Source organism: Herbiconiux flava, from assembly GCF_013409865.1.
Classification (GTDB): Bacteria; Actinomycetota; Actinomycetes; order Actinomycetales; family Microbacteriaceae; genus Herbiconiux; species Herbiconiux flava.
In genome coordinates this window covers 698,289-718,006 of record NZ_JACCBM010000001.1, presented here as the reverse complement: position 1 = coordinate 718,006, position 19,718 = coordinate 698,289, and the positions used below count along the sequence as shown (strand labels likewise).

The following is a 19,718-nucleotide window of genomic DNA, read 5'->3' as shown; positions in this document are numbered from 1 at the left end:
GTCAGACGTTGGTGAGGAGGAGGGCTGCGAGGGGGAGGCGGGTGCGGGGGGCCGTTTCGCGGGCGCGGAGGGCGTCGTCGGGGAGGGCGTCGGCCGGGGCGAGGTGGCCGAGGGCCGTGATGGTGAGCGGGACGAGGGCGGCGGGGAGGCTGAAGGCCTCGGTGAGGGCCGCGACGTGGAAGCCGCCCATCTGGTGCACGTGCAGGCCGTCGTGGTGGGCCTGCACCGAGAGGTGCGCCATGGCCTGGCCGAGGTCGTACTCGGCCCAGCGGCGCGGCTTGCCCTCGGCGTCGACGACCTCCGCGACCGCGACGATCAGCACGGCGGCCGAGCCGGCCCAGACGGAGTTGAAGCCGAGCAGGCTCGAGGCGACGGTGTCGAACTCGGGGGTGCCCCGGCGGGCGACGATGAAGCGGGCCGGCTGCGAGTTCGCGGCCGAGGGGGCCCAGCGGGCGGCTTCGAGGGCGGCGGTCAGCACGGTCTCGTCGATCGGCTTCGCGGCGTCGAAGGAGCGGGGGCTCCAGCGCTCGGCGAGCGTCGCAAGGATCGGCGCGCTGGTCGAAGCGGCGCGGTCGAAGGCGGGGCGGGGGGCGGTGTCGGTGTCGCTGTCGGTGAGGGTCATGGTGGTGTCCGTTCGTCGAGGTGGGGAGTGCCGCACCTCGTCGTGCGGTCGTAACCGGACTTCAGTCCGGATGAGGGGTGGAACGCGGCATCCGCTCGCCCTATTCCCGCTGCAAGGTGGCGAGAGGGCGGGCCGGATCGAGCGTCAGACCGGCGCTAGATCGGGCCGTCGGTGCGGCCCGCGCGGTGCTTGCGCACCCGCTTCACCACGAACCAGAACACGGCGCCCACGACGACCGCGATCACCACGTACTGCAGGATCTCGGCATACTGCTCCACCACGTGCCACTGCTCGCCCAGCCAGAACCCCGCGAGGATGAACACGGTGTTCCAGATCAGCGAGCCGGCGGTGGTGAGCAGGGCGAACTTGAGCAGGTGCATCCGCTCGATGCCCGCCGGGATCGAGATGAAGCTGCGGAACAGCGGCAGCATCCGCCCGAAGAACACCGCCTTCGGGCCGTGGCGCTGGAACCAGGCCTCGGTGCGGTCGACGTCGTCGACGTCCACGAGGGGGATGTGCCGCGCGATCGTGCGCATGCGGTCGCGCCCGAGCCAGGCGCCGAGGCCGTAGAGCGCGAGGGCGCCGACGAGCGAGCCGATGGTGGTGAAGACGATCGCCGCCACGACGTTCAGGTCGCCCCGGCTGGCCGCGAAGCCCGCCAGCGGCAGGATGACCTCGCTCGGGATCGGCGGGAACAGATTCTCGATCGCCACGGCGAGGCCGGCCCCGGGGGCGCCCAGCGTCTCCATCAGGCCCACCACCCAGTCGCCGATCGGTCCGAGACTCGCGCTGCCGGAGTCGGCGGCGGTGAGGTTCGAGGTGAGGGTCAGTGGGTCGGCGTGCGCCAGGCTCATGACTTCACTCTATTGACGGCGGCTGAAGCCAGCCTGAAGTGAGCGAGCGGATGCACGTGCGCGCCCCACGCGACCACCTCCGTGTCGGCGCGGAGGGGTCAGGAGCGCACGAGGCGCGCGATGGCGTCGGTGGCCTCCTTGAGCTTCTGCTCGGCGACCGGGCCGCCCTCGGCGACGGCCTCGACGACGCAGTGGTTCAGGTGGTCATTGAGGAGGCCGAGCGCCACCGACTCGAGGGCGCTCGTCATCGCCGAGATCTGGGTGAGGATGTCGATGCAGTACTTCTCGTCGTCCACCATGTTCTGCAGGCCGCGCGCCTGGCCCTCGATGCGCTTGAGGCGCTTGAGGTAGGCGGTCTTGTCGGCGATGTAGCCGTGATGGGCGTGCATGCCCTCGTCGGCGGCGACGGTGTCGCCGGTCGTTGAGGCGGGTGCTGGTTCCGACATGCTCATGCGTCGATTCTCGTCGAAGTCCGGTCCACGGTCGCCCTGGAGGAGGCGCTGGTCACGGGCAGGGGCGCGGGCCGGAGGTCGAGGCGGCGGAGGAGCTGCGCGTTGAGGGCCACGATGATCGTCGACAGCGACATCAGGATCGCGCCGACCGACATCGGCAGGATGAAGCCGACGGGCGCCAGCACTCCGGCAGCCAACGGCACCGACAGCAGGTTGTAGCCGGCGGCCCACCAGAGGTTCTGGGTCATCTTGCGGTAGCCCGCCTTCGAGAGGCGGATGACCGACAGCACCGATCGCGGGTCGTCGCTCGCCAGGATGACCCCGGCGGAGGCGATGGCGACGTCGGTTCCGGCGCCGATCGCGATGCCGACGTCGGCGCGGGCGAGGGCGGGCGCGTCGTTCACGCCGTCGCCGACCATCGCGACCTTGCGGCCCTCGGCCTGCAGCTCGGCGACCTTGGCCGCCTTGTCCTCGGGGCGCACGCCGGCGAACACACGGGTGATGCCGAGCTCTGCGGCCACCGCCTGGGCCACGGGCTCCGCGTCACCCGTGATCATGACGACCTCGACGCCCTGCCGGCGCAGCTCGTCGACCGCGGCGCGCGACTCGGGGCGGATCTCGTCGGCGAGCGTGATCCGGCCGATCACCTCGTGGTCACGCAGCACGTGCAGCACGGTGTCGCTGGTGGCCTCGACGCCCCAGGAGGGCGATGCGAGCGGATGCGCGGCGTGCTCCTCGAGCAGGCGGGGGCCGCCCACGTGCACGGTCGCGGTGTGGCCCGCGGTGTCGGTGATGCGGGCCGAGACGCCGACCGCTGGGGAGGAGGAGAAGGCGGTGGCGGGCGGGAGGGTGAGGCCGCGCATCCGGCCCGCCTCGACGATCGCTCGGGCGAGGGGGTGCTCGCTGTCGGATTCGGCGGCGGCCGCCAGGGCCAGGACGTCGGACTCGTCGACGCCGGGGGCCGGGGTGATGGAGGTGACGACGGGGGCGCCCTTGGTGAGGGTGCCGGTCTTGTCGAAGAGCACGGTGTCGACGGTGCGCATGGTCTCGAGGGCGAGGCGGTCCTTGACCAGGATGCCCGCCTTCGCGGCGCGTTCGGTGGCGATCGAGACGACCAGCGGAATGGCGAGGCCGAGGGCGTGCGGGCAGGCGATGACGAGCACGGTGATGGTGCGGATGACGGCGTCGTCGGGGCTGCCGACGAGCGTCCAGACGATGGCCGTGATGATCGCGGATCCGAGGGCGAACCAGAACAGCCAGCCGGCGGCGACGTCGGCGATGCGCTGGGCGCGCGAACTCGAGTTCTGCGCCTCGGTGACCAGGCGCTGGATGCCGGCCAGGGCGGTGTCGTCGCCGACGGCGGTGACGCGGATGCGCAGGGCGGTGTCGGTGGCGACGGTTCCGGCGACGACGTGGGCGCCGGGGCCGCGGGTGACGGGCTTGGACTCGCCGGTGATCATGGACTCGTCGAGATCCGCGGTGCCCTCGGTGATCTCGCCGTCGGCGGGGACGCGGCCGCCGGGGCGCACGATCACCAGGTCGCCGACGACGAGGTCGGCGGGGGCGACGGTCGTGGTGGAGCCGTCGGTGTCGACGCGCTCGGCCTCGTCGGGGAGGAGGGCGGCCAGGGAGTCGAGGGCGGAGGTGGTCTGGGCGAGGGAGCGCATCTCGATCCAGTGGCCGAGGAGCATGATCACGATCAGCAGCGCGAGCTCCCACCAGAAGTCGAGCTGGTGGTCGAGCAGGCCGAGGGTGGCGCCCCAGCTGGCGAGGAAGGCGACGGTGATCGCGAGGGCGATCAGCAGCATCATGCCGGGCTGCTTGGCGCGCAGTTCGTCGACGCCGCCGGTGAGGAAGGGGCGGCCGCCGATGACGAACATGACGGTGCCGAGGATCGGGGAGATGAAGGTCGTGGGGCCGTCGGCCGGCAGCTCGTAGCCGAGGATCATCGCGAACATGCTGCTGAAGGCGACCACCGGCACGGCGACGACGAGCATCACCCAGAACAGGCGGCGGAACATCGCGACGTGGCCGGAGTGGTCGTGGCCGCCGTGGCCGCCGTGGTCGCCGTGGTCGTGCCCGGCGTGACCCGCGTGGTCGTTGCCCGCGTTGCCCGCGTGGCCGCCGTGGTCGTGCCCGCCGTGGTCGTGCCCGGCGGGGTCGTGGGAGGCGAGGTCATGCGTGTCGTGCTGGGGCGCGGAGGAGTGCTGGTGCTCGGGCATGGCATCCACGCTATACCCCTGGGGGGTACCCCGCAAGGTGGGCACCACGCGGTGGGGCGCGATGGTACCGTGAGCGCGTGAGTGAGGCACGAGCATCCGGAACCCCCGTGGACAAGAGCCACGACCGCGATGACGCCAAGGCCGCCCGCATCGCCGGCGTGATCGTCGTGGGCATGTGCGCCGCCGTCTGGTGGCCGGCTTTCACGCTCGGCGCCTGGGGCGACTTCTTCTTCGACCAGCTGCTGACGATCTGGGCGGCCGCGACCGGCGCGTTCTTCGTGGTGGTGTTCTTCGGCCGCAGTCGGCGGCGGTGGTGGCGGGCGGCGGCGCTGCTCGCGCCGAGCCTCTACCTGGCGGCGAACTTCGTCGTGCAGCCCGATGCGTCCGACGTGGCGACGCTCGTGGTGGCGGTGCTGGGCGCCCTGGTGGCGGTGCTCGCGGTGCCGACGACCGTGTGGGTGCTCGCCCGCATCATCTGGCCCGAGTTCGGCGAGGAGGTGTCGCCGCGCCGCCGTCTCGTGGTGATCGGCGTGGTCGCCTTCGTCGCGGTGGCGTCGTTCCTGCTGGGCGCGAACCAGGCACGGTTCATGACCTGCGGTGAGTTCACCCTCAGCGGCAACTCCGAGCCGCCCGGATGCACGCCCGACTCGGTCTACGACGACTGAGCCGCCAGCGCTGACCGCAGCGCCGCCGCGAACCCGTCGACGTCGGCCTCGGTGGTGTCGAAGGCGCACATCCATCGCACCTCGCCGGCGGCGGCGTTCCAGTCGTAGAACCGATACGACGAGCGCACCGCGTCGGCCACCCCGGGCGGCACGATGGCGAACACGGCGTTCGACTGCGTCTCCTGCGTGAGGGTCACGCCGGGCAGGTCGACGACGGCCGCCCGCAGTCGCGCCGCCATCGCGTTGGCGTGCGAGGCCGAGCGCAGCCAGAGGTCTGAGCCGTAGAGCGCGATCAGCTGCGCCGACACGAAGCGCATCTTCGAGGTGAGCTGCATGTCGAGCTTGCGGAGGAAGGGGATGCCAGCCACCGCATCCGGATTCAGCACCACCACCGCCTCGCCGTACAGCAGTCCGTTCTTGGTGCCGCCGAGCGACAGAACGTCGACCCCGGCATCCGTCGTGAACTCGCGGAGGGGCACGCCCAGCGACGCGGCCGCGTTCGAGATGCGCGAGCCGTCGAGGTGAACGGTCATGCCCAGCGAATGAGCGTGCGAACTGATCGCGGCGATCTCATCGGGCGTGTAGGCGGTGCCGAGCTCGGTGGTCTGCGTGATCGAGACGGTGAGCGGCTGCGCGCGGTGCTCGTCGCCCCAGCCCCAGGCCTCGACGTCGATCAGCTCGGGTGTGAGCTTGCCGTCGGGCGTCGGAACGGTGAGCAGCTTCAGGCCGGCGACGCGCTCGGGGGCGGCGTTCTCGTCGGTGTGGATGTGCGCGGTCGTCGAGCACACCACCGCACCCCAGCGGGGCAGCATCGACTGCAGGCCGACGACATTCGCGCCGGTGCCGTTGAACACGGGGAACGCCTCGGCCTGGCCTCCGAAGTGGCCCTTGATGACCTTCTGCAGCTCGGCGGTGTAGACGTCCTCGCCGTAGGCCACCTGGTGCCCGCCGTTGGCGCGGGCGATGGCCTCGAGCACCTCGGGGTGGGCGCCGGCGTAGTTGTCGGATGCGAAGCCGCGGTAGTCCAGATCGTGCAGAGTCTCGGTCACCTGACGATTCTGCCATCCGGAAACGAGGGGTCGGCGCAGACGGGTCGGCGCAAGGGGGTGTCGGCCGAGCCGCCGAGGCGTAGGTTCGCGAGCATGATGATGACCGAGACGGCGCCGGACCCGTACTTCTGGCTCGAGATGTTCTACATCGGCCTGCTGGGCCTCGCGACCCTCGCGATCGTGTGGGTCTCGGTGATCGTGCTGCTTCGCCTGTACCGCGGGCAGCGCTAGCCGAGCGGATGCGCGGCCGCCGCCCCTCGGGAGCGTGCCGCCGCGCATCCGGCCCTGAGCGCTCAGCGCGCGGCGGTGGGCACAGCCGAGATCATGCCGAGTCCGACGCTGATGCGGTCGGCTGTCTCGATCAGCTGCTCGGCCAATTGCTCGTGGTCGAGTTCGCGCACCACCGACAGCCGGCCCGAGACCGAGATGCCCGCGACGACCCGCCCGTCGGCGTCTCGAACCGGCGCCGCGATCGACAGCCGTCCGAGGGCGAGCTCCTGGTTCTCGGTGCAGTATCCGCGTTCGGCCGACTCGGCGAGAGCGGCGGTCAATGCGGCGTGGTCGACGAGCGTGTGCACGGTGTACCGCTCGAGTTCGTCGCCGAGCAGGGCCCGTCGCCCGGCCTCGTCGAGATCGAACAGCAGGCACTTCCCGAGCCCCGAGGCGTGCAGCGGCTGCCGCATGCCCACCATGGTGTGCGACTTGGGTGCGAGCGCTCCCTCGAAGTGGCACAGGTAGACCAGGCTCGTTCCGTCGAGGACTCCGACGTTCACGCTGAGACCCGTGCGCTGGGCGAGCGCTTCGGCTGCCGCTCGCGACTCCCGGTGCACCGGGTTGTGGTTCAGGGCCTGTGATCCCAGCGACAGGATGGCCGTGCCGATCGCATAGAGCTGGGTGTCCCGTTCGCGCCTCACGTAGCCGAGCTCCTCGAGCGAGGCCAGCAGCCGGGCGGTGGTCGACGCCCCGAGGCCGATGGCGCGTGCGATGTCGCTCGCTCGGAGCGCCCCCGACTTCGCGTCGCCGAGGGCGGTCAGCACGGCGGCGGCCCGTCCGATCCCCTGCTGCACCTCTCCGGCCATGTCGGGAACTCTATCGCTCCCGGCCGACGGCGACCGGGTAGGCCTTCACGGCGCTCACCGAGGCGTACGCCGCTCCTCCCGTCGCAAGGCAGACGAGTCGCAGCGCATCCGTCGTCACCGGGCCGACGTGGTGCACCCGGTGACGCTGCCGGTTGCCCGTCACCTCGGCGAGCGTCTGCCAGGCGCCGTCGATGCAGGCCTCGAGCCGGTAGTCGGTGACGAGCTCGGGGACCACGTCGAAGTCGGTGCGGTGGTGGTGCAGGTTGATCAGGTCCTCGTCGACGTCGTCGTTGAACACGAGCCGCACCGAGGCGATGGTCACCGGATGCGCCCACGTGAGCTGCACGTGCTCCGGCGACGCCAGTCCGGGGGCCGTCGACGGCGTCGCCCAGAGGTGGGGCCCACCGTAGGGGCGTTGCAGGCCGTCGGTGATCCGTTCCGGCCGATACGCGTGCGTGGCCGGAGTCGCTGAGAACGCGAAGCCGCGGTGGCGGAGCCCACGGGCGACCCAGTCGAGCACGGGGTCGCCCGCCGCCTCCGGGATGTGCTCGTCGAAAGGCAGGTCGCCGGCGAGCCGGTGCTCGAGGGCGAGCACGCCGTAGGGGCGCTCGCCGACCAGTCGGGCCGAGACGCCGGGTGCTGCGCGCAGCACGATCACCGCGTTCTGCGGTGTCGAGGGGTGCCAGTCGAATCGGGCGGTAGCCGTGCCCGACCCCGCGGCGACCGGCACGGTGCGGGTGAGCACGTGGTCGAGGGGGACGTAGTTCTGCGGTCGCCCGGTTCCCCAGAGTTCCATGGTCACCTCGGTGTCGTGCTCGCTGTCGAGCTCGAAGGTCACGGAGTCGAGGGCGGGGTCGACGGGCAGCAGCAGTCCCACGTCCCGCGTGAGGGGGTAGGGCTCGAAGCCCGCTTCCGACGAGGCGCCGAGCGTGGTCAGGGCGTTCGAGGCGGTGATCGTCGCCGACGGTGCGAGGTCGTCGGGGTCGTCGGCGCGAAGACCCACGACCGGGGCGTCCTCCCGGGCCAGGGTCTGCCGCAGACGGTCGAGGTGGTGCGCGCCGAGTTCGCGGGGCGTCACGCCGAGGGACACCGCGAGCGCCGCCGCGGTGCCGGCCGCCTGGCCGAGCGTGGAGCACGTGGCCATCACCCGTGTCGACCCGAAGGCGATGTGCGAGGCCGAGATGTCGCGGCCGGCGAACAGCAGGTTCGGCACCGTGGCGGAGTAGAGCGAGCGGTACGGGATGCCGTAGGTGCCGGCCGGGTGGCGCTGCTCGGCACCCGCCGTCTCGGAGTACACGCCCTGCACCGGGTGCAGGTCGATCGACCAGCCGCCGAACGCCACCGCGTCGTCGAACTCCCGCTGCTCGACGATGTCGTTCTGAGTGAGGGTGTAGTCACCCACGAACCGTCGGTACTCGCGCTTGCCGGGCACCGAACCCACCCACTCCAGGCTGAGCGTGTCGGCGTCGAAGTCGCCCGAGTTCTTCACGTGGTCCCAGATGCCGAAGACCACCGACCACAGTTCGTCGCGGATCCGTTCGTTGTCGGAGACGGTGTCGAGCTCGCCGCCCCATTCGATCCACCAGTAGTCGCAGCCGTTGTCACCCGTGCGGATGACTCGGTTGCGCAGGATCGGTGTGGCCGCGATGTCCTTCGCGATGCTGGGCGCGACGTACTTCGACGGCCGCCCGGTGTCCTTCGTGTAGAAGAAGATCGAATTGCCGAGCAGCTCGCCGTCTGCCTCCTCGGGCGCCCAGCTCTCGCCGTGCTCGTGGCGGGCTTCACGGCCGATGCGGTACGGCGCACCGGCGAGGTGGCCCACGAGTCCGTCGCCGGTGCAGTCGAGGAAGATCGGGGCCTCGAAGGTGGTCTCGATCTCGCTGCCCATGGTCCAGCCTGTGACGGACGCGATGGCGGCGGGCTCCTCGGTGCCGGCGGGTTCGTGCATCCGGATCTCACGCACGTCGGTGTTCAGGTGCAGGGTGAGGTTCGGTTCCGCGCGCACGAGATCGAGCACCACCTGATCCCAGTAGTAGGGGTTGCCCTCGGGGTTGCGGTACTGGTTCTCGAGGAAGAGCTCACCCATGATGCCCGTCTCGCGGGCGAAGCGCTGGTGTCCGTGTGCGGTGGCGCCGACCACCCACACGCGCACCTCGCTCGAGGAGTTGCCGCCGAGGACGGGCCTGTTGCTGATCAGGGAGACGGATGCGCCCAGCCGTGCCGCGGCGACGGCGGCCGATACACCGGCCAGTCCTCCGCCCACGACGACGATGTCGCTAGAGATGGTTCGCTTCTGCATGGTGAGAGCGACTGTATCACCCAGTGGTGCTTATATACCGCTCAGTGGTAACGTGCTCGCAATCAGTGGTGATCAGCCGCTCCAACCCCGACAATGACGTGGGAGACACGCATGACAGATTCCTCAAGCCCGGTCGCGGTCGCCGACCCGGCACCGCTCGACGACGCCTCTCGGGCTCGCCGGGTCCGCAAGGTCATCCTCGCCGCCGGCACCGGCCACTTCGTCGAGTGGTTCGACTTCGGCCTCTACGGCACGCTCGCGACGGTGATCAGCCTCAACTTCTTCCAGCAGGGCGATCCTCAAGCGGCTCTTCTCTCCGCCTTCGCGGTGTTCGGCGCCGGCTTCGTGATGCGCCCGCTGGGGGGCCTGTTCTGGGGCTCGCTCGGAGATCGAGTCGGCCGCAAGTCCACTCTGGCGACGGTCATCCTCGTCACCTCGGGAGCGACCGTGGTGATGGGCATCCTGCCGACCTACGGCATGATCGGCATCTGGGCGCCGCTCCTGCTGGTGCTCGTGCGACTCGTGCAGGGCTTCGCCGCCGGCGGCGAGAGCTCGGGTGCCACCACTCTGCTCGCCGAGTACGCGCCCTCGAACCGACGTGGCTTCGTGACGAGCTTCGTCGACGTGTTCGGCTTCGCCGCGTTCGTGGTGGGGGCGGGGCTCGTGCTGCTCTTCACCGCCACCCTCGGATCCGACGCATTGAACGAGTGGGGCTGGCGTGTGCTGTTCCTGCTCGCCCTGCCGCTCGGCCTGGTCGGGGTCTACCTGCGGCTGAAACTCGAGGACACCCCGGAGTTCCAGGCCGTGAAGCAGAAGGGCGAGGTGGCCAAGTCGCCCCTGCGCACGTCGTTGCGCACCTCGTGGCGCGCGCTGCTGTTCTGTGTGGGCTTCGTCGTGATCAAGGCGGTGGGCCACTGGATCCTGCAGACGTTCATGCCGTCGTACCTGCAGACCACCCTCGGGTTCTCTCAGCCGCTGAGCTACGCGGCGACCGTGATCGGTCTGCTCGTGATCGCCGTGCTCGTGCCGTTCATGGGGCTCCTCAGCGACCGCATCGGCCGGAAGCCGGTGATGATCGCTGGCTGCGTGGGCTTCATCCTGCTCACCTACCCGGCACTCATGCTGATGAGCGGGGGCAACTTCCTCGGAGCGACGGTCGCGATGATTCTGCTCGGCATATTCATGGCCGCCTACGACGGCGCGTCGAGCGCGGCCATGGCCGAATTGTTCCCCACGAACATCCGCTACGGCTCGATGGCGATCGCCTACAACCTCTCGGTGGCGGTGTTCGGCGGCATCACGCCCCTGCTCGCCACCTTCCTGATCGGCGCGACCGGCAACTCGTTCGCGCCCGCCTTCTACGTGATGGCGGCTGCGGCCATCAGCCTCGTGGTGGTGCTTCGCGCCCGGGAGACCGCGAAGCTGCCGCTGCGATCGGAGGCATGATGAGCAGGATCGCCGTGACGGGGGCCTCGGGTCGTGTCGGACGGGCTGTGGCTGCGCTGCTCGTCGAACGCGGGCATCACGTGCTCGGCCTCGACCTCGTGGCACCCGCGACCCCCGTGCCCGGGGTCGACTACCTAGTCGGCGACCTCGCCGAGCTGCCCCCGCAGGATCCGCGTCTGGCCGGCCTCGAGGCGGTCGCCCATCTCGGGGCGTTCATGTCATGGCGACCGGAGGACGCGTCGCGCGTGTACGACGCGAACGCGACCGCGACGCAGCGTCTCGTCCGGGCGCTGGACCGGTCGTCCGTCCGCCGATTCGTGCTCGCCAGCACCGGGGAGGTGTATCCCGAGAACGCGCCGGTGTATCAGCCCCTCGACGAGCACCATCCGCGGCGCCCCACCACCTGGTACGGCTTGAGCAAGGTGCTGGCCGAGGAGATCACCGCTTTCGCTGGCCGGGCGAGCGGCTGGGCGACGGTGGTGCTGCGGTTCTCGCACACGCAGGATCCGGCGGAGCTGCTCGACCCCGACTCGTTCTTCTCGGGCCCGCGGTTCTTCGCCAGCCGGCGCCTCACGAGGGAGCGCGCAGCCGGTCATCACGAGGTCGCCGATGCGCTCGAGCCGTTCGCCGGTGACGACTCCACGCTCCTGGTGGCTTCGCGCGCCGACGGCGAGCCGGTGCAGATGGGCATCCTGGCCACGGCCGACCTCGCCCGCGGGGTGGTGCTGGCGCTTGAAGCGTCGACGACGGGGCACGAGGTGATCGGGCTCGGTCCGGATGCGCCGACCGACCTCGGCGCGTTCGCCCGGCGCCTGGCGGTGGCGGCGGGCCTGCGCACCGTCGACGTGACGCTCCCCGTCAGCGCTCCGAGCTACCGCACCTCGAACGCCCGGGCGCGCGAGCTGCTGGGCTTCGCTCCGCTCCTCGGCGAGGAGGAGCTGGTGCTGGCGGCGGTGGAGGCGCGGGAGGCGCGCCTGGCGTCGCCGCCCACCGGCCCCGGCGTCAGCCCTTGAGGGCGTCGGCGAGCTTCACGCGGGGGCCCGTGCGGAGCAGCGAGTTCGCGTAGATGCGCGAGCCGATCACCACGACGACCGCGGTGGTGGCCAGCAGGATGACGAGCGAGACGAGCGGCTCCCACCACTCGGCGTCGCCGAGGAACAGCCGCAGCGGCATGCCGATCGGTGCCGAGAAGGGCACGTACGACATCACGGCCATGACCGCCTCGTTCGAGTTGAAGAAGATGACGAGGAAGTACGGCAGCATCACCAGAGTGGTGACGGGCGAGGTGACCGAACCGACGTCCTCCTGGCGGGAGACGAGCGCGGCGCTCGCCGAGTACATCGCGGCGATCAGCACGAAGCCGAAGACGAAGAAAACCACGAACCACGCGATCGCGGGGCCGAGGAGGCCGAGCAGCCCCGACTGGCCGGTTATCGCGAGTCCGAGCACGGCCGCGAGACCGATCAGGGCGGTCTGGCCGAAGGCGAGCACGCTGTTGCCGATCACCTTGCCGGCCAGCAGTTCGCGGGCGTTGATCGTCGAGAGCAGGATCTCGACGACCCGGGTCTGCTTCTCCTCGACGACGCTCTGCGCGATCGTCGAGCCGAAGGTGACGGCGGCCATGAAGAACACGATGCCGAACGCGATGCCGACGACGTAGGCGAGGAAGCCGTCGGAATCGCCCGGTTCGAGGAGCTGCACGGGGGGTGCGAGGCTGAGCAGCGAGACCACGCTGGTGGGGGTGTCGCTCAGGGCGAGCACCTCGTAGGCGGCCTCGGGGCCTCCGGGCGTGCCGGTGGTGCCGGTCGCCGTGGGCGCCGGGGTCGCTCCCTCGACCGTGCCGGGCAGCACGATCGCCGCCTCGACGTCGCCGTCGCGCACGAGCTGCTCGGCATCCGCGACCGTGGCGGCCTGGGTGATGTCGAGGCGGTCGTCGAGGCCGGACACGAGTGGGGCGGTCTGTGGCACGACGGCGACCTTCGGCGCTCCGGCGTTCGCTGCGAAGATGCCGCTCGCGACGATCGAGCCGAGCACGACGACGAGCAGGATGCCCGTGGAGATCAGGAACGCCTTGCTGCGCAGCCGCATCGAGATCTCGCGGGCGGCGACGAGGCGGGTGCCCTGCACGGCCGAGAGGGCGGCGGGGCGGGTGGGGCGCGAGGTGCGGGCGGGGCGAGCGGTGCGGGCGTCGGCGCTCATCGCACGACCTCCTTGAAGATCTGGGACAGGGTGGGCAGAACGGGGGCGAAGCGGCGCACCGGGCCGGTCTCGAGGGCGCGCCGCAGCACGGCCTGGGCCGCATCCTGGCCCTGCCCCCCGCGCTCGACCTCGAACACGGCGTAGTCGCCGTCGAGCTCGACCACGCGCACGCCCGGCATCTCGCGCACCCAGCCGGCGTCGTGCGTCAGGTCGATCTCGTAGCGGGCCTCGGAGTGCTGCGACCGCAGCTCCTCCCGAGAACCCTGCGCGCGGATGGTGCCGTTCGCGATCACCACGAGGTCGTCGCAGATGCGCTCCACGATGTCGAGCTGGTGCGAGGAGAACAGCACGGGCACCCCGGTCGCCGCGTGCTCGGTGAGCACGGTCTGCACGGTCTCGACGGCCATCGGGTCGAGGCCCGAGAAGGGCTCGTCGAGCACGAGCACGCTGGGGTCGTGCACGAGGGCGGCGGCGATCTGGGCGCGCTGCTGGTTGCCGAGCGAGAGGCTCTCGACGGTGGCGTTCGCGCGGTCGCCGAGGCCGAGGCGGTCGAGCAGGTCGGCGGTGCTGGCGGCGGCCGCGGCGGATGTCATGCCGTGCAGCCTTCCGAGGTACACGATCTGCTCGGCGACCTTCATCTTGGGGTAGAGGCCGCGCTCCTCGGGCATGTAGCCGAACAGGGCGCGATCGGCGGGCGTGAGCCGCGTGCCGTCGAGGGTGATGGTGCCCGTGTCGCTCGCGAGCACCCCGAGGATGATGCGCATCGTCGTGGTCTTGCCGGCTCCGTTGCCGCCGACGAAGCCGGTCATGCGCCCGTCGCCGACCGTGAAGCTCACGCCGTCGAGCACACGGTTCTGGCCGAACGACCGGCTCACGTTCTCGATCTCGAGCATGCTGCCCTCCGCTCCCGCGCCGCGAGGTGCCGCGCTGCTCTCACGCTAACGAGCGGATGCGCGGCGGCGGATCAGCCGCGAGACGGGTCTCGGCGCGGAGGGGTCCGCCGCACGGCGGAGGGCGGGGCGGGCATCCTGAACCCACCCCGCCCTCGTGTCGTCGCGCGCTACTTTCGGGCGGCGCGCTCGCGGGTCGTGCGCTCGCCCTCGACCTTCACCTTGCCGGGGTTGACGGCGGAGAGCGGACTCGTGATCGCCTCGAGCGGTTTGCGTTCGGCGTTCACCCCGAAGACGAAGGCCACGATGCCGCCGGCGATCATCACGATGCCGGCTCCGATGTAGCCGATCGAGATGGGGCCGCGGTCGGAGCCGTCACCGATCAGGGTGCCGAAGAGCACGGGGGCGACGGCGCCGACGATCTGGCCGATCGAGAAGAAGTACGAGATCACCTGCGAGCGCATCTCGAGCGGGAACAGCTCGCTGACGGTCAGGTAGGCCGACGAGGCTCCGGCACTGGCGAAGAAGAACGACACGCACCAGAAGATCGTCTGCGTGGTGGCGTTCAGCACGTCGGCCTGGAACAGGAAACCCGAGATCGTCAGGATGATGCCGGCCAGCCCGTAGGTGAGCAGGATCATCTTGCGCCGGCCCCAGGTGTCGAACAGGTGCCCGAGCACGAGCGGGCCGAGCAGGTTGCCGATGGCGAACGGGAAGAAGAAGTACTGCACCGCGTCGTTCTCGACGCCGTAGAAGTTCTGCAGCGCCAGGGCGTAGGTGAAGAAGATCGCGTTGTAGAGGAACGACTGCGTGATCATCATGGTCAGGCCCACGACCGTGCGGTTCGGGTAGTCGCGGATGAGCACGCTGGCGATCTTCTTGAACGGGATGCGGTCGAGCGGCGTGACCTCGATGGACTGGTCCTCGGGCACCGGGTCGAGCTTCTTGCCCGTCGACTTCTCGACCTGGGCCTCGATGTCGTCGACGGTCTTCTCGGCGACGTCCTCCTTGCCGTGGGTCATCAGCCAGCGCGGGCTCTCGGGGATGTGCCGGCGCATGTAGATCATGATCAGACCGACCACCGGGCCGATGAAGAACGCCAGCCGCCAGCCGATGTTCTCGGCGAAGTTGTCGGGGTTCAGGAAGAACAGGTTGGCCACCGAACCGAGGGCGGCACCGCCCCAGTAGGTGCCGTTGATCGCGATGTCGACGCGGCCGCGGTAGTGGCTCGGGATGAGCTCGTCGATCGCCGAGTTGATCGCCGCGTACTCGCCGCCGATGCCGAGACCGGCGACGAAGCGCATCGCGAACAGGAACTCCATGTTCGGGCTCAGGCCGGCGAGCGCCGATCCGACGAGGTAGATCGCGAGGGTGATGATGAAGAGCTTCTTGCGGCCCCATTTGTCACTCAATCGCCCGAACACGAGCGCTCCGACCACCTGGCCCACGAGGTAGATGGTGCCGGCCAGGCCCACCTGCGAGGAGTCCATGCCGAGCGTCTCCTGGAAGCCGTTCGAGGCGATGATCTGGATCTCGAGGCCGTCGAGGATCCACGAGACCCCCAGGCCGAACACGACCATCCAGTGGAACCTCGTCCAGGGCAGGCGGTCCATCCTGGCCGGGACCAGGCTCCTCACGGCCTTCGATGCGGGCGTTCCTCCCGCAGCATCTGTCTTCGCAGCCACAGTTCACCTCCGTCAGGCCGGACGTTCTGCGGGCGGATGCGGATGCGGATGCGAGCGACGCCGGCGGCGAGACAGAACGTACGCCGGAGTTGCAGTTTGCGCACTGTTTTCCGTTCTGCGCCGCTGTTGTCAGGGCCGGCCGGGTACCGCGACCCCCGTCTCGTAGGCGAAGACGACGGCCTGGATGCGGTCGCGGAGGCCCAGCTTCTGCAGGATCTTGGAGACGTGGGTCTTCACGGTGGCCTCGCCGAGGTAGAGCTCGCGGGCGATCTCGGCGTTCGAGCGGCCGGCGGCGAGGAGGCCGAGCACCTCGCGCTCGCGGTCGGTGAGGGCGTCGAGCTCGGGGGCGGGAGTGAGGGTCGGCGTGGTCGCTGTTTCTTCGGCGGGCTTTGTCTCTCCGGTGCGTGCTGCGTGTCCGGCGCCCGCCGGCGCGGGCGTGGGCGCTCCGCGGCGGCGGGCGAAGCTCTCGATCACGCGGCGGGTGACGTCAGGCGAGAGGAGGGCGTCGCCGCGCGCCACCACCTGCACCGCGTCGACGAGGCTCTCGGGCGAGGAGTTCTTCAGCACGAACCCGCTGGCACCGGCCTCGAGGGCGGCGAACAGGTAGTCGTCGCGGTCGAAGGTGGTGAGGATCAGGATGCCTGCCGCCGTGCCGTGGGCGATCAGCTGCCTCGTGGCCTCCAACCCGTCCAGCTCGGGCATCTGCACGTCCATGCAGATGACGTCGGGGGCGAGCTCGAGGCCGAGGGCCACGGCCTCGCGGCCGTTGCGGGCCTCGCCGACGACCTCGATGCCGTCCTCGGACTCGAGGATGATGCGGAGGCCGACGCGCACCAGATCCTGGTCGTCGGCGAGCAGCACGCGGATCGGGGTGGTCATGCGGTCTCCTTCGGCGTGTCGGCACCGGCGGTGGCGCCGGTGCCCGCAGGGGCGCCGGTGCCCGCGGTGGCGCCGGTTCCGGCGGGGGCCTCGAAGCCGGCGGGGGCCTCGGAGCCGGCGCGGGCCTCGGTGCCGGCGGCAGGGCCGGGCGCGCTGGGGCTGAGCGGCAGACGGGCGCGCACCCGGTAGCCGCCGCGGGGCTTCGGGCCGAGCTCGAGCTCACCACCGGCGGCTGCCACGCGCTCGCGCATGCCGATCTGACCGAGGTGGGCACCCCCTGTGCCTCCGGCGGGCCCGCCCGGCGACGACGCCCCGGCACCGGCTCCCGTGTCGCTGACCTCCAGCTCGACCGCGTCGGCCAGGAACCGCAGGCGCACGTCGGCCGTGGCGCGGGGGCCGGCGTGCTTCCGCACGTTGGTGAGCGACTCCTGAGCCAGGCGGTAGACGGTGAGACCGATGGCCGTGGGCACGGGTCGCTCGGCTCCGACGGTGGAGAAGGTCACGGGCAGCCCCGCCGCGCGGGCCTCGTCGACGAGCTCGTCGAGCTGCGCGATGCCGCGGGTGGAGGCGGTGGTCGAGGGGTCGTCGCCGCGCTCGCGGAGGGCACCGAGCATCCGCTGCAGTTCGTCGACCGCCTCACGGCCGTTCTCCTCGATCACCGACAGCGCCTGCACCGCCCTAGGGTCGACGGCGGCACCCGCCGGGCCGCGTTCGAGCACGCGGCGCGCGGCCCCCGCCTGCAGCCCCATCACCGAGACGTGGTGCGCCACGACGTCGTGCAGCTCGCGGGCGATGCGCGAGCGCTCGAGCTCGACCGCCTGGCGGCTGCTGACCTCGCGCTCACGCTCGAGCTCGAGGGTGCGCTGTTCGAGGGCCTCGCGCTGCCGGGCCGAGGCCCAGGCGGCGTTGCCGAAGACGTAGGCGCCGCCGAAGTACAGCAGGTTCGTGACGATCTGGATCAACCCGATCGCGGCGAACTGCGACAGCGGCCCGTCGCGCGAGACCTCGGGAGCGATGTCGGGGTTCAGCGCCTGGAAGATCAGCACGCCGGCCAGCCAGAGCAGCATGCCGACGCTGATCAGGATGCGCAGCGCCGTGGCCAGCGTTCGGTTGCGCCCCCAGGCGCCCACCGTGTACAGCGCGATGAACAGGCAGATGTTGTTGAACAGCTGCTCCCAGATGCCCGAGTACTGCCCCACCACGAAGGTGACGGCGACCACGAGCGCCACAATCTCGGGCCACCGCCGCCGGAACGCCAGCGAGCCCGCGACGAGCACCGAGAAGATCGCGCCGCCCCACCAGGGCGCGTGCGACTGGGCGGTCATGGCGCTCGAGAACAGCAGCCAGCTGAGGAAGGTCGCCCCAGCCAGCGCCGCTGCAGCGATCGCGTCGCGCCGGTAGCCGGCCGCGCCGGGGCGGGGCCGCTGCCAGTCGTCGGATGCTGAACTCATGCCTCCACGCTAGCGAGCGGCGGCACCGCGCCCATCCCTCGCGCGGCGGATGTGGAGAGCAGGGTACGACGAGCAGGAGGTGCAGGAGCCTTTACGCGATCCGGCGGCGCTCAGTGGGGGGGCGAGGGGGAACCACGGCGGGACGAGGCGGCGGTAGCTGCGGAGGAAGGCCTCCGCGTCGCGCGGCTCGGGCTGCGCGAGCCAGGCCGCGATCGCGCCCACGCTGCCGTTGGCGACGAAGGGGCCGACCATGGCGGCGAGCAGCGGGTCGGCGGCCTCCTCCTCGTCGCTGGGGAAGAGCGCGTGCTGGGCGAGCAGCTGCCGGCTCGACTCCTCGAAGTGCGCCGCGAGCATCGGCCGCAGACTCGTCTCGCCGCGGTGACCGCCCCCGGCGTCGGCCAGCAGCCCGCGCTCGTAGATCGCCGCGTGCGACTCGATGTTCTCCAGCACCGCGAGCGTCACCGCGGTCACGGCCTCCGCGGCGGCAGCGCGCGGCACCGAGGAATCGGGGATCGAGGCGAGATACCGGTCGCGCAGGGCGTCGAGCTCATCGCGCAGCACGCTCTCCAGCAGCGCGAGCGGCGAGGCGGCGTGGGCGTAGAACGTCGAGCGGTTCACCCCGGCCGCGGCAGCGATCTCGGACGCCGTGACCTCGTCGATCGGCCGCTCCGAGGCCAGGCGCAGCACCGCATCCGCCAGCTTGGCGCGGCTGCGTCTGTGACGTGCATCCATGGATCCTCCGTTCGAAGCCTAAGGGAATAGAATTATCCGACAAACGTTGGATATAACGACACCACAGACAGAGGAAGAAGAGAATCATGGCTGCATATGACGTCGCCGGACGATCCGCGATCGTGACGGGAGCCGGCTCGGGCATCGGGCGTGCGGTCGCGCTCGAACTCGCGAAGAACGGAGCCGCGGTGCTCGTCAGCGACGTGCGCGAGGAGCCGGCCCAGAAGGTCGTCGACGAGATCCGCGCTGCGGGCGGCACCGCCGAGGTTCTGGTGGGCGACGTCAGCGACCCCGAGTTCGCCGAGGCGAGCGTCGTGGCCGCCGAGAAGCTCGCTCCGCTCGGCATCGCGGTGAACAACGCCGGCATCGGCGGGGAAGCCGCCACCATCGGCGACTACTCGCTCGACAGCTGGCGCAAGGTGATCGAGATCAACCTCAACGCTGTCTTCTACGGCCTCAAGGCGCAGCTGCCCGCGATGGCGAAGAACGGCGGTGGCGCGGTCGTGAACATGGCGTCGGTGCTCGGTTCGGTGGGCATCCCGATGTCGTCGGCCTACGTCACCGCGAAGCACGGCCTGGTCGGCCTGACGAAGAACGCAGCCCTGGAGTACGGCGCGCAGAACGTGCGCGTCAACGCGGTCGGCCCCGGGTTCATCCACACGCCGCTCGTCGACGCGAATCTCTCGGCCGAGGCGCAGCAGGCGCTCGCCGCGAAGCACGCGCTCGGCCGCCTGGGCACCTCAGAGGAGGTCGCGGCCCTCGTGACCTTCCTCGTCAGCGACGCCGCGTCGTTCGTCTCGGGCAGCTACCACCTCGTCGACGGCGGCTACGCGGCCCAGTAGTCCTGGAGCCGCGCGAGTAGCGCGTGCGGTGAGTCGCGCCAATGCGTCGCATTCTGGCGCGACTCAGCCGCTACGGCAGCAGTTCGGCGCGACTCAGCCCCATGAGAGCGACGGGGCGGTTGCTGGCAATACGCCTGGGCGGGCTGGGCGGGCCGCCCGGGGCACTACCCTTCGGGTACCGAGCCGCCCGTGGCCCGCGATGGAGGTAACGAACATGGCCGAGAAGACCCAGCGCAAGGCGGTGGCCAAACCGGCCGCCCGATCCCTCAAAGAGAAGCGCGCCGACAAGAAGGCCAAGAGCGACAAGGCCGACCACTCGGCCGACGCCGTGACCAACGTCAAGAAGAAGTAG

At 70.7% G+C, this 19,718-nt stretch carries 19 protein-coding genes; 6 read left to right on the top strand and 13 right to left on the bottom strand.

Annotated elements, in window-relative coordinates; translation table 11 throughout:
- Position 1 precedes the first annotated feature (1 nt).
- From BJ984_RS03375 to BJ984_RS03360, 4 genes are all read right to left on the bottom strand, one after another.
- Positions 2-622 (bottom strand): nitroreductase family protein, encoded by a 621-nt coding sequence (locus BJ984_RS03375; RefSeq protein WP_179546833.1) that lies wholly within the window; start codon positions 620-622, stop codon positions 2-4.
- A gap of 155 nt (positions 623-777) precedes the next feature.
- Positions 778-1,476, bottom strand: a complete 699-nt coding sequence (locus BJ984_RS03370; protein ID WP_246306424.1) for a DedA family protein — start codon at positions 1,474-1,476, stop codon at positions 778-780.
- A gap of 98 nt (positions 1,477-1,574) precedes the next feature.
- A complete protein-coding gene (locus BJ984_RS03365) occupies positions 1,575-1,928 on the bottom strand; it encodes a metal-sensitive transcriptional regulator (RefSeq protein WP_218869967.1) in 354 nt (117 codons plus the stop codon).
- The gene (locus BJ984_RS03360) at positions 1,925-4,150 is read right to left on the bottom strand and encodes a heavy metal translocating P-type ATPase (protein ID WP_179546832.1); all 2,226 of its coding nucleotides are present in this window, start codon (positions 4,148-4,150) and stop codon (positions 1,925-1,927) included. The genes BJ984_RS03365 and BJ984_RS03360 overlap by 4 nt, the downstream gene beginning before the upstream one ends.
- Positions 4,151-4,227: 77 nt before the next feature.
- On the opposite strand from BJ984_RS03360, the gene BJ984_RS03355 reads away from it, so the two are divergent.
- Entirely contained in the window at positions 4,228-4,815 is a 588-nt protein-coding gene (locus tag BJ984_RS03355) for a hypothetical protein (protein ID WP_271206379.1), read from the top strand.
- On the opposite strand, the gene BJ984_RS03350 is transcribed toward BJ984_RS03355, so the two are convergent.
- Positions 4,803-5,864: a threonine aldolase family protein gene (locus BJ984_RS03350; protein ID WP_179546831.1), complete on the bottom strand. Its 1,062-nt coding sequence runs from the start codon at positions 5,862-5,864 to the stop codon at positions 4,803-4,805. The two genes, BJ984_RS03355 and BJ984_RS03350, sit on opposite strands and share 13 nt — an antisense overlap.
- 93 nt (positions 5,865-5,957) lie before the next feature.
- Here BJ984_RS03350 and BJ984_RS03345 point away from each other — a divergent pair, with 93 nt between their 5' ends.
- A complete protein-coding gene (locus BJ984_RS03345; RefSeq protein WP_179546278.1) occupies positions 5,958-6,095 on the top strand; it encodes a hypothetical protein in 138 nt (45 codons plus the stop codon).
- 62 nt (positions 6,096-6,157) lie between these two features.
- Here the strand turns inward: BJ984_RS03345 and BJ984_RS03340 are convergent, their stop codons facing one another.
- Together BJ984_RS03340 and BJ984_RS03335 are read right to left on the bottom strand one after the other, a co-directional pair.
- Complete coding sequence (locus BJ984_RS03340; RefSeq protein WP_179546830.1) at positions 6,158-6,943, bottom strand: IclR family transcriptional regulator; 786 nt, start codon at positions 6,941-6,943, stop codon at positions 6,158-6,160.
- A gap of 10 nt (positions 6,944-6,953) precedes the next feature.
- Positions 6,954-9,242 (bottom strand): FAD-dependent oxidoreductase, encoded by a 2,289-nt coding sequence (locus BJ984_RS03335; protein WP_179546829.1) that lies wholly within the window; start codon positions 9,240-9,242, stop codon positions 6,954-6,956.
- A 111-nt stretch (positions 9,243-9,353) separates the two neighbouring features.
- Here BJ984_RS03335 and BJ984_RS03330 point away from each other — a divergent pair, with 111 nt between their 5' ends.
- Together BJ984_RS03330 and BJ984_RS03325 are read left to right on the top strand one after the other, a co-directional pair.
- A complete protein-coding gene (locus tag BJ984_RS03330; RefSeq protein WP_179546828.1) occupies positions 9,354-10,688 on the top strand; it encodes an MFS transporter in 1,335 nt (444 codons plus the stop codon).
- Positions 10,688-11,701 carry an NAD-dependent epimerase/dehydratase family protein gene (locus tag BJ984_RS03325; RefSeq protein ID WP_179546827.1) on the top strand — a complete coding sequence of 338 codons (1,014 nt, stop codon included), beginning with the start codon at positions 10,688-10,690 and terminating at the stop codon, positions 11,699-11,701. The genes BJ984_RS03330 and BJ984_RS03325 overlap by 1 nt, the downstream gene beginning before the upstream one ends.
- Here BJ984_RS03325 and BJ984_RS03320 read toward each other — a convergent pair.
- The 6 genes from BJ984_RS03320 to BJ984_RS03295 form a co-directional block, all read right to left on the bottom strand.
- Positions 11,691-12,887 carry an ABC transporter permease gene (locus BJ984_RS03320; protein WP_179546826.1) on the bottom strand — a complete coding sequence of 399 codons (1,197 nt, stop codon included), beginning with the start codon at positions 12,885-12,887 and terminating at the stop codon, positions 11,691-11,693. The genes BJ984_RS03325 and BJ984_RS03320 overlap by 11 nt on opposite strands.
- On the bottom strand, positions 12,884-13,780 hold the full coding sequence (locus tag BJ984_RS03315) for an ABC transporter ATP-binding protein (protein WP_179546825.1): 897 nt from the start codon (positions 13,778-13,780) through the stop codon (positions 12,884-12,886). Before BJ984_RS03315 ends, BJ984_RS03320 begins: the two co-directional genes overlap by 4 nt.
- 167 nt (positions 13,781-13,947) lie before the next feature.
- On the bottom strand, positions 13,948-15,390 hold the full coding sequence (locus tag BJ984_RS03310; RefSeq protein WP_179546824.1) for an MFS transporter: 1,443 nt from the start codon (positions 15,388-15,390) through the stop codon (positions 13,948-13,950).
- Positions 15,391-15,591: 201 nt separating this feature from the next.
- The gene (locus tag BJ984_RS03305; protein ID WP_179546823.1) at positions 15,592-16,341 is read right to left on the bottom strand and encodes a response regulator; all 750 of its coding nucleotides are present in this window, start codon (positions 16,339-16,341) and stop codon (positions 15,592-15,594) included.
- Complete coding sequence (locus BJ984_RS03300; protein ID WP_179546822.1) at positions 16,338-17,792, bottom strand: sensor histidine kinase; 1,455 nt, start codon at positions 17,790-17,792, stop codon at positions 16,338-16,340. Before BJ984_RS03300 ends, BJ984_RS03305 begins: the two co-directional genes overlap by 4 nt.
- Before the next feature lie 9 nt (positions 17,793-17,801).
- Positions 17,802-18,524: a TetR/AcrR family transcriptional regulator gene (locus tag BJ984_RS03295; protein WP_179546821.1), complete on the bottom strand. Its 723-nt coding sequence runs from the start codon at positions 18,522-18,524 to the stop codon at positions 17,802-17,804.
- A gap of 86 nt (positions 18,525-18,610) precedes the next feature.
- Between BJ984_RS03295 and BJ984_RS03290 the strand changes: the two genes are divergently transcribed.
- Complete coding sequence (locus BJ984_RS03290; protein WP_179546820.1) at positions 18,611-19,366, top strand: SDR family NAD(P)-dependent oxidoreductase; 756 nt, start codon at positions 18,611-18,613, stop codon at positions 19,364-19,366.
- Positions 19,367-19,580: 214 nt separating this feature from the next.
- Positions 19,581-19,718 carry a hypothetical protein gene (locus BJ984_RS03285; protein ID WP_173182186.1) on the top strand — a complete coding sequence of 46 codons (138 nt, stop codon included), beginning with the start codon at positions 19,581-19,583 and terminating at the stop codon, positions 19,716-19,718.